Here is a 12,822-nt window from a genome sequence, read left to right as displayed (position 1 = left end):
GAGCACCGGCCCATGAAACACATCACCCGGCACAAACCGTCCGGGACCCGCGCAGAGCGCTCCATTTTCGGCACGATCTTCAACGCGATGGTCAGTGTGCTGCTGGTGGAGGTCGCACTGCTCGTCGCGTCCATCTATGTGATGCGGGTCGGCCCCCAGCTGGACCAGAACGCAGAGGACATCCTCGCCATGCAGGTGGAGAACCGCAGCCGATACATCCAGACCATCCTGAACGATGCGCAGGAGCTTTCCACTCTGGAAAGTGAGATCAACGCCCTGACGCAGGAGCTGCTGGACAGCGGCAGGATCGACCTTGCCACGCTGGACAGCAGCAGCATCACCGCCTACCCCCTGCTGGAAGCGGCCACCCCAAAGCTCATCGCCGCTCTGCGCAGCAGGCCGGTGACCGGCATCTTTCTGGTGCTGAACACCCACGACCTGAACGAGCGTTCCGCTGGCAATCGCCTGCCCTCCATCTATCTGCGGGATCTGGACCCCGACGCCTCGCCCTCCGAAAACAATTCCGACCTGCTGTTCGAGCGGGCACCGGCCCAGCTGGTGCAGGAGCAGAGCATCGCCACCGACAAGAGCTGGTCCCCCGCCCTCACCTATCAGGCAAAAGCCAGAGGCTATCTCTATGCGCCGTTCCAGGCGGCCTATGACGATGGTGCCCAGCTGAGCCCGGCTGATTACGGCCACTGGACCATCACCCCCTATGCTCTGAAAGGTGACGACCGGCAGGCCATCTATTACAGCCAGCCCCTCATCCTGCCGGACGGCACCGTCTATGGCGTCATTGGCGTGGAGCTTCTGACCAGCTACCTCGCCGAGAATCTGCCCTGCGCCGAACTGCAGGGCGACGGCTCCGGCTTCTATCTGCTGGCCTGCTCCAATGCGCCTTTGAACCTGGACACCCTCTCACTGGATCTTGCACCGGTCCTGTGCAGCGGCAGTTCGGCGTTTGCCAGCGGCACCACCGCTGCGGCATTCCGGCGCGGCATCGGCTGCTTCCGTCTGGTGCAGGACCATGTCACCTACACAGCCTCCGTGATGCCGCTGAATCTCTACAACCGGAACGCCCCCTTCTCCGGGGATCACTGGTGTCTGGTGGGCATGGTGCCCACGGCCAACCTCTCGGCCTTCTCTGACCGGGTGCAGCAGCTGCTCTTCCTCACCGTGCTGCTCACCCTCATCGCAGGCTTTCTGGCGAGCTTTCTGGTCAGTGAGCGGATGTCCAAGCTCGTCCATCAGCTCTCCGCTGCCGTGGCCAAAGCGCAGGAAAACGCCGTGGCCATGCCGCAGCTGCCCACTACCGGCATCATGGAAGTAGACCAGTTTGCCTCGGCCATCACCCACCTTTCGGAGGATGTGCTGGCCTCCTCCACCCGCTTTCTGCGGATCATGGAGATGGCCACGGTGGAGCTGGGCGGCTACGAGCTGCGCAGCGACAGTGTCTTTGCCACCGACAACTTCTTCCAGATGCTGGGGCTGGCCACCCCGGAGCCGCTCACGCCCCGCAGCTTCCGCAACGCCCTCTCCCGGATCGCGCATTCCAGCCTCTACCGCACCACGGATGCAGGCAACTCCGTCTTCCTCGTCCAGAAAGAGGACGGGGTGCGGTATGTGATCCTCCGTGTGACCCGCATCTGCGGCGAGACCGCCTCGGAGGTGGGCCTGCTCGAAGACGTGACCATCCCCACGCTGGAGCAGCAGCGCATCGAGCGGGAGCGCGACTACGATATCCTCACCGGGCTGTACAACCGTCAGGCGTTCAACCGGGTCTGCGCCGACCTCTTTGCCCACCCGGCCCAGCTGCACTGCTCGGCTCTGCTGATGATGGATCTGGACAACCTCAAGCAGATCAACGACACCTACGGCCACGACTGGGGCGACCAGTACATCCACCAGACCGGCCAGTGCTTCGCCGCCAACGCCCCAAAGAACACCGTCTGCTCCCGCCTGTCCGGCGACGAGTTCCTGCTGCTGTTCTACGGGTACGACACGCAAGACGCCATCCGCGCCGAGCTGGACAAGCTGAGCGCCGCCCTGCGGGCCAGCTGCTCCACCCTGCCCAACGGCAAAACACTGAACATCAGCATCTCCGGCGGCGTGGCCTGGTACCCGGAGGACGGCAAAGACCTGAAGACCCTGAAAAAATACGCCGACTTCGCCATGTATCAGGTCAAGCAGTCCCGCAAGGGGCAGGTGGGCGATTTTGACATCGGCGTCTACCACCGCGAGGAGTATGCCGCCCAGACCCAGCGCGAGTTCCTGCAATTGCTGCGGGAAGAGCAGGTGTACTACTACTTCCAGCCCATCTTCAGCGCACAAACCGGGCGGGTGGTGGCCTACGAGGCGCTGATGCGGGTGAACACGCCCACCCTCACCTCGCCTTCGCAGGTGATGGCGCTGGCCCACGAGCTGGACCGCCTGTACGACATCGAGCGGATCACCATGTTCCATTCCAGCGAGGCATTCGAGAAGCTGCAGAGCCGGGGCCTCATCCGAAAGGACGCCCTGCTCTTCGTCAACTCCATCGCCAATGTGGACCTGAACGATGCGGACATCCAGGAATATCACCGCCGCTACCCCGACCTGCTCAAACAGCTCGTCGTGGAGATCACCGAACAGGAAGACCTGGACCGCGCATGTCTGGAGCGGAAGCGGAACATTCCGGGCTTCTCCGGTGCCTTCGCGCTGGATGACTACGGCACCGGCTACAGCAACGAGCTCAATCTGCTGGAACTGTCGCCCCGGTACATCAAGATCGACCTCTCCATCATCCGCGGCATCGAGAAGGATCTCGACAAGCAGCAGATCGTCTCGAACATCGTGGCCTACGCCCACGCCCGCAGTATGCAGATCCTCGCCGAAGGCATTGAGGAAGAGGTCCAGCTGCGCAAGGTCATCGACCTGGGCGTGGACCTGCTGCAGGGCTACTACCTCAGCCGCCCGGCAGCCGTGCCCTCCCCCATCGCATCCGAAGCGCTGGATGTCATCCGCACTGCCAGCGCCGCGCATTCGGATGCCGACTAAGTGCAAAAAAGAAACGGCCTTTCGGCCGTTTCTTTTTCTTATCGACCCAGCTGCCAGAATGCGACGGCGCTGGCGGCGGCGACATTGAGCGAATCGACGCCGTGGGACATGGGGATCTTGACCGTGTAATCGCAGGCGGCGATGGTGGCATGGGCCAGACCGTCGCCCTCGGTGCCCAGCACGATGGCAAGTTTCGGCTCTGCGGCCAGCGCTTCGTCGTCGATGGGGACCGAGCGGTCGCTCAGAGCCATGGCTGCCGTTTTGAAGCCCATGGCGCGGAGGCGGGCCAGCCCCTGTCCGGGCCAGTCGGCGGGCGTCTCGCCCAGCTGGGCCCAGGGCACCTGAAACACCGTGCCCATACTCACCCGCACCGCGCGGCGGCACAGCGGGTCGCAGCAGGAGGGGTTGATGAGGACTGCGTCCATGTTCAGCGCTGCCGCACTGCGGAAGATGGCACCCACGTTGGTGGAGTCAACGATGCCTTCCAGCACCGCGACGCGGCGGGCCGCTTTGCACAGCTCCTCGGCGCTGCGGGGGGCCGGGCGGCGGAAGGCGCAGAGCACACCCCGCGTCAGCTCAAACCCGGTGAGCCCGGCCAGCAGCTCCCGGTCCGCCGTGTAGACCGGGGCATCGCCGCAGCGGGTCAGGATCTCCGCCGCCGGGCCGGTGATCTGTCTGCGCTCCATCAGCAGCGAGACCGGCTCATACCCGGCGTCCAGTGCGCGGGAGATCACCTTGGGGCTCTCGGCGATAAAGATGCCTTTTTCGGGTTCCAGCCGGCAGCGCAGCTGGTTCTGCGTCAGGCGGGCGTAGGGGTCCAGCTCCGGCGCATGGAAATCGGTGATCTCGACGATGTTCGGCATGAGAATTTCTCCTTTTGGTTCCAGAATCAGTCTTATTGTAGCACAATCGGCGTTCCTTTGCAAAACATGGTTGCCATGTTCGTTTTACATGGTCGAATCCGCCAAAAATGCCACCAGAATTTTGACAAATCCTCCAAAATGCGCTATCATAGACGGGAACTTGTAAAGAGGGGGAACCATTCCGTGTCCATCAGTCGAAAACTGTCCCGCAATGGGCAGATGTCCGAAGCGTTCTGCACCGCCATGTTCCTGTCGGTCTCCGGCGGCCTGCAGGACGTTTATACCTATTTGTATCGCGGCAAGGTGTTTGCCAATGCACAGACCGGCAACATCGTGCTGTGCAGCGTAAAGCTGTTCGAGGGCGACTGGAGTGCGGTGCTGCACTATCTGGTGCCGCTGTGCTTCTTTGCGCTGGGCGTGTTCACGGCGGAACTGCTGCGCCAGAAATTCCAGCAGATGCAGCGGCTCCACTGGCGGCAGCTGGTGGTGCTGTGTGAGATCGTGATGCTGTTCGTGGTCGGCTTCTTCCCGCAGGAGTGGAATCTGGTGGCCAACGCGCTGGTCTCGTTTGCCTGCGCGATGCAGGTGCAGGCGTTCCGCAAGGTGAACGGCTACGCCTTTGCCAGCACCATGTGCATCGGCAACCTGCGCAGCGGCATGGATTCGCTGTGCAGCTGGCTTGTCGCAGGCAACCGCGCCGCCCGGAGCAAAGCCTTCCACTATTTCGCCATCATCCTCCTGTTCGCGCTGGGCGCAGGCCTGGGCAGCGTGGCGCTGGGGTTCTGCGGCGCAAAGGCGATCTGGTTCTCCTGCCTGCTGCTGGCCGTGAGCTTCTGCCTGATGTTCCTCAAGGAAGACATCGAGGAGCTGGAAGAGGACATTGAAAAATTGGAAGCCAAGCATTGAAATTAAATAATTGAGAGATTGCTGAACTCCTTCCGTCATCGCTTGCGCGATGCCACCTCCCTCAATGAGGGAGGCTTTAGGCCCCCTCTCCGAGGGGGCTGTCACCGTCAGGTGACTGGGGGAGTTCCGCAATCTCTTTTTCTTTTTTCCGAACACTTTTCCCCTGCCGTTCGTCTAACAGGCAGAACGATGCAAGAAAGGAGGAAGCCCCATGTGGGAGCTGCTGTACGAGACCTTCTGGGACCGGCTGGAACATTTCTGCTACAAGCTCTGCCGGGACGAGGCCCGCGCCGAGGATCTGACCCAGGAAGTCTTTCTGCGGGCGCTGCAGAACCGCACCTTAATCGATACGTTCACCGAGCGCCAGTGCAAGGCCTGGCTGTTTGCCGCAGCGCGGAACCTCTACTGCGACCAGGTCCGCCGGGCGGCCAAGGAAGAAGCCCTGCTCACCTCCCTGCTGCCGCCGGACGGTGACGACTCCGCCGATGAGACGGCCACGTCTGCCCTTGGCTCGGTGGAACTGGGCACCGTGCTGGATCAACTCTCCGAACTGGACCGCCTGCTCTTCACCCTGCGCTACGACGAGGGCTATACGTCCGCCGAGCTGAGCCGCTTGTTCGAGCTGCCGCCCGGAACCGTCCGCCGCCGCCTTTCCCAGACACGCCATCTGCTGAAAACGAACCTTACGGAGGATTGAACCATGAAAAAGAAACTGAATGCCAACGCCATCGTGCTCGACCTGCGCCGCCTGACCGAAGAGACGCTTTCTGCCTACGAGGACATTTCGCTGAACGCGGTCATCACCCTGACCAACCCCCGCGCCCAGGCCCTGCTGAGCCAGTATAATGTCAAGCTGAACACCGTGCTGTGCAAAAATCTGCCGGACGACGCGGACATCCGCGCCAGCGTGACCAACGGCAAGACCACCCTGAGCGCCGCCTCCAAGCCGGAGGCAAAGCAGGTACTCGTCATCAACGGCAAAGTCACCGTCCTGCCCGACGCCGCCGAGACCCTGCGCCAGTACGAAGCGCTGGTCGTGAACGGAAAAGCGACCTGCCCGGCCTCGCTCGCGGCGCTGTTCACCGAGGCGGCCACCGTCAACGGCAAGCTGGTGATCTACCCGGACGAGGCCGTGGTGCTGAGCGGCCGTTCCGTCAAGCTGGACCGTGCCTTCCTGCTGCGGGCACAGGAGCGGCTGTACTGGAACGAGCGGCTCTTCGTCGCCGTGGACCCGAAGCTGGATGCCGCCGCGCTGGCTGCAAAGGGCTGCCGCTTCGCCGCGCCCAAGGCGGTGTTGGCCGAATCGCTGGCCGAGACGCTGGCCCCGCTCTTCACCGAGGATACCGAGCTGGTGATCCTGCCCGACGGCACCGCCGTGGTGGATGACGACCTCGACCTGACCGCTGCGGCCCTGCGCCGGTATGGTACTAAGCTCTACGTGCTGGGTGACGTGACCGTCTCCGCCGACTGCATCGCGGCTTTGGGCAAACTGGAATTCTTCCACGCCAGCGGCACCGTGACCCTGCCGCAGGAAGCCGAAGAGACGTTCTGTGCCATCCCCGACCTCGCATACGACGAGCTGCGGGTCCTGTCCGGTCACCTGTTCAGCGGCCTGCCCAAGCTGACCCTGACTCCCGATCTGCTGGCACAGTACCCGGATGGCATCGCCTGTGTGGACTGCGCCATGGTCCGGCTCGACCCGGCCCTTCTGCCGGATGAGATTGCGAAGCACTGCCAGTTCGACGGCTGCGCGCTGGTCCAGTGCACCGAAGTCCAGCAGAACGCCGTGGCCGCCGTTTCCCGCAATGTGGCGCAGATTCACGCCAGCCAGAAGGACGGCCCGCTGAGCGGCCTGTTCGACCCCGATACCGCCTCCATGCAGGCCCTTCAGTTGACGCTGTAAGCACCCTTCCTCCCTGAAATGATGCACCTCCCGCACTGCTGCCCGTTCCCATCGGGCAGGCGGTGCGGGAATTTTTGCAGCGAAACGCGGTTTGACAGGGATTTTTTCATTGCGCTGCCGGGCTTGATATGGTATACTGATTTCATGTGTTAAAAACGCCCCGGCGGCCGGAACGGTGTTGGCTGCCGCTGCGGGTTTTCTTCGAGGAATAGGAGCAACGAATGAAAAAAGGATTTGACAACGACAAATACCTGCAGATGCAGTCCGAGCACATCCGCGAGCGGATCGCACAGTTCGACAACAAGCTGTATCTGGAATTCGGCGGCAAGCTGTTCGATGACTACCACGCCTCCCGCGTGCTGCCCGGTTTCCAGCCGGACTCCAAGCTGCAGATGCTGCTGCAGCTGAAGGATCAGGCCGAGATCGTCATCGTCATCAGTGCCGAAGACATCGTGAGCAGCAAGGTGCGCGGCGACTACGGCATCACCTACGACCTGGACGTGCTGCGCCTCATCGACGCCTTCCAGGAGCGGGGGCTGTTCGTGGGCAGCGTCTGCGTGACCATGTACACGGCCGCACCCGAAGTGGAAGCCTTTGAAAAGCGGCTGAACGGTCTGGGCATCCGGACCTTCCGTCATTATAAGATCCCCGGCTACCCCAACGACGTGGCCCGCATCGTGAGCGACGAGGGCTATGGCCGCAACGAGTACATCGAGACCGAGCGCCCGCTGGTGGTCATCACGGCCCCCGGCCCCGGCAGCGGCAAGATGGCCACCTGCCTGTCCCAGCTGTACCACGAGTACAAGCGGGGCGTCAAGGCCGGTTATGCCAAGTTCGAGACCTTCCCCATCTGGAACATCCCGCTCAAGCACCCGGTGAACCTGGCCTACGAGGCCGCCACCGCCGACCTGAACGATGTGAACATGATCGACCCGTTCCATCTGGAAGCCTACGGCAAGACTGCCGTCAACTACAACCGCGACATTGAGATCTTCCCGGTGGTCAACGCGATGTTCGAGCTGATCGCAGGCAAGAGCCCCTACCACTCCCCCACCGACATGGGCGTGAATATGGCAGGCAACTGCATCGTGGACGATGCCGTCTGCTGCGAGGCCTCCTGCAACGAGATCGTCCGCCGGTACTTCAAGTCTCTGTGTGCGCTCAAGAACGGCGCACAGGTCCAGAGCGAGGTCTACAAGCTGGAACTTCTGATGAACCAGGCAGGCCTTACGCTGGGCAGCCGCCCCGTGGAGCAGGCCGCTCACGCCGTCTCGGAGAAGACCGGCGGGGCACCGGCCGCCGCCATCGAGCTGTCGGACGGCACCGTCATCACCGGCAAGACCGGCCCGCTGCTGGGTGCAGCCGCCTCGGCGCTGCTCAATGCGCTGAAGAAGCTGGCCGGCATCGACCAGGAAATGGACCTCGTCTCTGCGGCCGCCATCGAGCCGATCCAGACCCTCAAGACCAATTATCTGGGCAGCAAGAACCCCCGCCTGCACACCGATGAGATCCTCATCGCGCTGTCAAGCTCCGCTGCCACCAACCCCACCGCTGCGATGGCCCTGCACCAGCTCTCCAAGCTGAAGGGCTGCGACATGCACTCCACGGTCATCCTGTCCAGCGTGGACGACGACACCGTGAAGAAGCTGGGCATCTACCTGACCTGCGAACCTGCCTACGAGGAAGAGGGCCGCAAGTACCACAAGAAATAAGCGCAGACAAAAAGAGAACCGCCGCGGCGGTTCTCTTTTTGCATTCACAGGCGGGTCTGCACCCAGTATTCGCCCATGCTCTGGCCGGGCTGGTCGGTGACGTCATCGTTCAGGTAGTCCGCCAGACCGCAGGACGCCGGGTCCCACCCGCGCGCCTGTTCGACCGAATCGTACTCCACCTCGGCGTACCAGAACTCGGTGGGCTGGCCTTCGTCCACATGGTTCACTTCCAGCACCAGTCCGTCCGGCAGCAGGTAACTGCGGCGGATCTTCGGAATGAGCGGTCTGCCGATGATCTTCGTCTCTAAATCGTCAAACAATGCTTTGTCGATGGAGCGTTCGATCTCCTCCCGCGCCAGCCCGCCGCCGGATTTGAAGCAGAGGATATAGTCGGTGCTGCCGCCCGTCCGGGCCTCCTCCCGGATGCGGACCGTTGGACGGACGCTGATATACCCCTGCCGCATCGCAAATTCCTCTTGCAGCGGCATCTCCGGGAAACCCGCTCCCTCCGGCCAGCCGTTCACCATCCATTTGCGTTCGATTTCCATTGCCTTGCCCTCATTTCTGTTGGATTTTGTATTTATTCTAACACGGTTTTATGATATTATAAAGAGGATCTGAATCAAAAAATACAGCGCTGAAAGCGGGCCGCATCGCCGGGAGCATTTTCCTCGTACGGCGGAGAGCGCACCTCTGCAATACAGCCGCCCCGCTCAGCCTGTCGTATCTCAAACACAAGGAGTTTCTATGAAATCGACCCGCAACTATCCCATCTACAAAGTCAACAAACACGCCGAGGGTCTGCTGGTGGGCGGCCACCCGTGGGTATACGAGAACGACATCCTCGAAGCACCGGAGACCACGCCGGAGAACGGCACGCTGGCCGATGTGGTAAGCCCCAAGGGGGCCTACCTCGGCACCGGCTTTCTCTCGCTCCAGAGCAAGATCCGGGTGCGGCTCATCTCCCGCAACGCCAACGATACCTTCGACGCTGACTTCTGGCGCCGCCGGGTGGAGTATGCCTGGAACTACCGCAAGACCGTTCTAGAACCGGACGACCTCTCGGCCTGCCGGGTCATCTTCGGCGAGGCCGACCAGTTCCCTGGCCTGACGGTGGACCGGTTCCAGAATATCCTCGTCACCCAGACCCTCAGCGTCGGCATGGAAAAACTCAAGCCCCTCCTCTTCCCCCTTCTGGCAGAAGTGCTGCGGGCCGACGGCCAGACCATCGACGGTATCTACGAGCGGAACGATGAGGCACTGCGTGCCAAGGAAGGGCTGGCGCAGAACAAGGGCTGGTTCGAGCTGCCCGGCGAGACCCACCCCGCTTCCACCCAGACCGAGATCTGCGAAAACGGCGTTTTTTACCACGTTGATTTCGAGAACGGCCAGAAGACCGGCTTCTTTCTCGACCAGAAATACAACCGCCGCGCCGTGGCCCGCATCGCCGCCGGGCACACGGTGCTGGACTGCTTCACCCACACCGGCAGCTTTGCGCTGAACGCGGCCAGGGGCGGGGCCGCCCGCGTCACCGCTGCCGACATCAGCGCCGATGCCATCGCCATGGCCCAGCGGAACGCCGAACGCAACGGCCTCGACAACATGGACTTCCTCTGCGAGGACACCTTCGCGCTGCTGCCCCGGCTGGAAAAGGAGGGCCACCCCTACGACTTCATCATTCTCGACCCGCCCGCCTTCACCAAGGCGCGCCGCACCGTCGAGAACGCTATGCGCGGCTACAAGGAGATCAACTACCGCGCCATGAAGCTGCTGCCCCGCGGCGGCTATCTGGCCACGGCCAGCTGCTCACACTTTGCCACCGAGGAGCTGTTCATCAAGATGCTCAAGGCGGCGGCAAAAGACGCCCACCGCCAGCTGCGGCAGATCGAAGTCCGCCAGCAGGCCCCCGACCACCCCATCCTCTGGGGCGTCCCGGAAACGAACTACCTGAAGTTTTTCCTGTTCCAGGTCATCTAAAAGTCATACCAAGCGCGCAAATCTCCAAAAAAACGAGAGCGTGTTTGTGCAGAATCGTCAGTTTTGTCTATTGCCTTTTTTTGCCCTGTAAGCTATAATCATGCCATAGACAGCAACGGCGCTGTGGGTCACCTCCTGACTCGCAGCGTCGTTTTGTTTAAGCAAGCTTTCGCGTGAAAACGCATCGGCGTGGATGGGTTTTTGCGATGTGTGGAAAGAAACAAGATCAAGTAAGGAGTAGGATTTATGGCAGCAAATGTTATGGAAATCTACGGCAGCAAGGTCTTCAACGAACATGTGATGAAGGAGCGCCTGCCGAGCGCGACTTACAAGAGCCTGGAACGCACCTTGCACAAGGGTGCTCCGCTGGACATTGAGGTGGCCAACGTCGTGGCCAGCGTGATGAAGCGCTGGGCCATGGAGCTGGGCGCTACCCACTACACCCACTGGTTCCAGCCGCTGACCGGCATCACCAGCGAGAAGCACGATGGCTTCGTCTCCCCCGTGGGTGACGGCACCGCCATCATGGAGTTCTCCGGCAAGGAGCTGGTGCGCGGCGAACCCGATGCTTCCTCCTTCCCCTCCGGCGGCCTGCGCGCTACCTGCGAGGCCCGCGGCTACACCGCATGGGACCCCACCAGCTACGCCTTCGTCAAGGATGATGTGCTCTGCATCCCCACCGCCTTCGTCAGCTACACCGGCGAGGCGCTGGATAAAAAGACTCCTCTGCTGCGTTCCATGAACGCGCTGTCCAATCAGGCCATCCGTATCCTGAAGCTGTTCGGCAAGGATGTGGACTATGTGTCCACCACGGTCGGCCCGGAGCAGGAGTACTTCCTCGTCAAGAAGGAAGACTACGAGGCACGTCAGGACCTGATCCTGACCGGCCGCACCCTGTTCGGTGCTCCCTCTGCCAAGGGTCAGGAGCTCGAAGAGCATTACTTCGGCGTCATCCGCCCCGAAGTCTCCGCTTTCATGAAGGAACTGGACGTCGAGCTGTGGAAGCTGGGCGTCCCCGCCAAGACCAAGCACAACGAAGTGGCTCCCTGCCAGCATGAGCTGGCCCCCATCTTCGACACCACCAATGTTGCCATCGACCACAACCTGCTGACCATGGAGCTGATGAAGAAGATCGCACCCAAGTACGGTCTGGTCTGCCTGCAGCACGAGAAGCCTTTTGAGGGCGTGAACGGCAGCGGCAAGCACAACAACTGGTCTATGAGCACCACCCACGAGAACCTGCTGGACCCCGGTGACACTCCCATGGAGAACCTGCAGTTCCTGGTCTTCCTGGCCGCTGTCATCAAGGCAGTCGATGAGTACGCAGATCTGCTGCGCACCTCCGTCGCCACCCCCGGCAACGATCACCGTCTGGGTGCCAACGAGGCACCTCCGGCCATCATCTCCATCTTCGTGGGCGAGGAGCTGGAAGCCGTCATCGACGCCATCGCATCCGATTCTCCCTACGCCGGCCCCACCAAGATGAAGATGGATCTGGGCGTGGATGTTCTGCCCAAGTTCAGCAAGGACACCACCGACCGCAACCGCACTTCTCCCTTCGCCTTCACCGGCAACAAGTTCGAGTTCCGTATGCCCGGTTCTGCTGAGAACCTGAGTGACTGCAACACCATCCTGAACACTGCCGTCGCCAAGGAGCTGAAGGGCTACGCTGACGAACTGGAGGGTGCTGAGGACTTCACCTCCGCCGCCATCGCTCTGGTCAAGCGGACCATCCGCGACCACCGCCGCGTCATCTTCAACGGCAACGGCTACACCGCCGAGTGGGAAGAAGAAGCTGCCCGCCGCGGCCTGCCCAACAAGAAGAACACCCCGGCTGCTCTGCCCGCCCTCGTTGACCCGAAGAACATCCAGCTGATGGAGGACTTCGGCGTCCTGACCAAGGTGGAGATGGAGAGCCGTTACGAAGTCGAGATGGAGCACTACGCCAAGATCATCAACATCGAGGCGCTGACCATGCTCGAAATGGCCCGCAAGCAGCTGCTGCCGGCCGTCAACTCCTACATGAGCGAGGTCGCCAACACCGCTGCCACCAAGCTGGCCGTCAGCGAGGCGCTCAGTGTCCGCAGCGAGACCAAGACCCTGACCAAGCTGAGCGCCGATGCCGACGCCATGAGCGACGCCATCGACGTGCTGCAGGATGTGGTGGACGCTGCCGAGGCTCTGACCAGCGAGAGCGAGAAGGCTGTGGCCTTCCACGACAACGTGATCCCGGCAATGGACGCCCTGCGCGCCGCAGCCGACGATGCCGAGACCATCTGCGGCGAGGACTACTGGCCTCTGCCCAGCTACAGCAAGATGCTCTACTACGTCTGATCTACCAGCGCATTTCATAAAGCATCTTAGGCTGTCGAACTTCATTCGCCATTCTCCTTTTCCTATTTCTTACACCAGCCTAAAGACCTGC

At 61.9% G+C, this 12,822-nt stretch carries 9 protein-coding genes; 7 read left to right on the top strand and 2 right to left on the bottom strand.

Annotation, left to right across the window (positions count from 1 at the left end; genetic code table 11):
- Positions 1–12 precede the first annotated feature (12 nt).
- Positions 13–3,036 (top strand): bifunctional diguanylate cyclase/phosphodiesterase, encoded by a 3,024-nt coding sequence (locus J3350_RS03285; RefSeq protein WP_207685678.1) that lies wholly within the window; start codon positions 13–15, stop codon positions 3,034–3,036.
- Positions 3,037–3,074: 38 nt separating this feature from the next.
- On the opposite strand, the gene J3350_RS03280 is transcribed toward J3350_RS03285, so the two are convergent.
- Positions 3,075–3,899 (bottom strand): RNA methyltransferase, encoded by an 825-nt coding sequence (locus J3350_RS03280; protein WP_097792381.1) that lies wholly within the window; start codon positions 3,897–3,899, stop codon positions 3,075–3,077.
- Positions 3,900–4,118: 219 nt separating this feature from the next.
- Between J3350_RS03280 and J3350_RS03275 the strand changes: the two genes are divergently transcribed.
- The 4 genes from J3350_RS03275 to J3350_RS03260 all read left to right on the top strand — a co-directional run bounded on the left by J3350_RS03275 (position 4,119) and on the right by J3350_RS03260 (position 8,420).
- Positions 4,119–4,805: a YoaK family protein gene (locus tag J3350_RS03275; RefSeq protein ID WP_207685806.1), complete on the top strand. Its 687-nt coding sequence runs from the start codon at positions 4,119–4,121 to the stop codon at positions 4,803–4,805.
- Positions 4,806–5,016: 211 nt separating this feature from the next.
- Complete coding sequence (locus J3350_RS03270; protein ID WP_207685677.1) at positions 5,017–5,502, top strand: RNA polymerase sigma factor; 486 nt, start codon at positions 5,017–5,019, stop codon at positions 5,500–5,502.
- 3 nt (positions 5,503–5,505) lie between these two features.
- Positions 5,506–6,708 (top strand): hypothetical protein, encoded by a 1,203-nt coding sequence (locus J3350_RS03265; protein WP_207685676.1) that lies wholly within the window; start codon positions 5,506–5,508, stop codon positions 6,706–6,708.
- 221 nt (positions 6,709–6,929) lie between these two features.
- On the top strand, positions 6,930–8,420 hold the full coding sequence (locus J3350_RS03260; protein WP_207685675.1) for a DUF1846 domain-containing protein: 1,491 nt from the start codon (positions 6,930–6,932) through the stop codon (positions 8,418–8,420).
- Positions 8,421–8,464: 44 nt separating this feature from the next.
- Here J3350_RS03260 and J3350_RS03255 read toward each other — a convergent pair whose 3' ends face one another.
- Positions 8,465–8,968 carry a CYTH domain-containing protein gene (locus J3350_RS03255; RefSeq protein WP_207685674.1) on the bottom strand — a complete coding sequence of 168 codons (504 nt, stop codon included), beginning with the start codon at positions 8,966–8,968 and terminating at the stop codon, positions 8,465–8,467.
- A gap of 199 nt (positions 8,969–9,167) precedes the next feature.
- Here J3350_RS03255 and J3350_RS03250 point away from each other — a divergent pair, with 199 nt between their 5' ends.
- Positions 9,168–10,397, top strand: coding sequence for a class I SAM-dependent rRNA methyltransferase (locus tag J3350_RS03250; RefSeq protein ID WP_097792386.1), 1,230 nt, complete (start codon positions 9,168–9,170; stop codon positions 10,395–10,397).
- A 246-nt stretch (positions 10,398–10,643) separates the two neighbouring features.
- The gene (locus J3350_RS03245) at positions 10,644–12,731 is read left to right on the top strand and encodes a glutamine synthetase III (protein ID WP_207685673.1); all 2,088 of its coding nucleotides are present in this window, start codon (positions 10,644–10,646) and stop codon (positions 12,729–12,731) included.
- Positions 12,732–12,822: the final 91 nt, after the last annotated feature.

It is taken from the genome of Faecalibacterium sp. Marseille-Q3530, assembly GCF_017377625.1.
Lineage (GTDB): Bacteria > Bacillota > Clostridia > Oscillospirales > Ruminococcaceae > Faecalibacterium > Faecalibacterium prausnitzii_E.
The sequence above is the reverse complement of the archived record's forward strand: the minus strand, read 5'-3'. Positions and strand labels throughout refer to the sequence as shown.

Coding starts and splice junctions, on each gene's coding strand:
- J3350_RS03250 (WP_097792386.1), top strand. CDS start 9,168: ATGAAATCGACCCGCAACTATCCCATCTACAAAGTCAACAAACACGCC.
- J3350_RS03285 (WP_207685678.1), top strand. CDS start 13: ATGAAACACATCACCCGGCACAAACCGTCCGGGACCCGCGCAGAGCGC.
- J3350_RS03270 (WP_207685677.1), top strand. CDS start 5,017: ATGTGGGAGCTGCTGTACGAGACCTTCTGGGACCGGCTGGAACATTTC.
- J3350_RS03255 (WP_207685674.1), bottom strand. CDS start 8,968: ATGGAAATCGAACGCAAATGGATGGTGAACGGCTGGCCGGAGGGAGCG.
- J3350_RS03275 (WP_207685806.1), top strand. CDS start 4,119: ATGTCCGAAGCGTTCTGCACCGCCATGTTCCTGTCGGTCTCCGGCGGC.
- J3350_RS03260 (WP_207685675.1), top strand. CDS start 6,930: ATGAAAAAAGGATTTGACAACGACAAATACCTGCAGATGCAGTCCGAG.
- J3350_RS03245 (WP_207685673.1), top strand. CDS start 10,644: ATGGCAGCAAATGTTATGGAAATCTACGGCAGCAAGGTCTTCAACGAA.
- J3350_RS03280 (WP_097792381.1), bottom strand. CDS start 3,899: ATGCCGAACATCGTCGAGATCACCGATTTCCATGCGCCGGAGCTGGAC.
- J3350_RS03265 (WP_207685676.1), top strand. CDS start 5,506: ATGAAAAAGAAACTGAATGCCAACGCCATCGTGCTCGACCTGCGCCGC.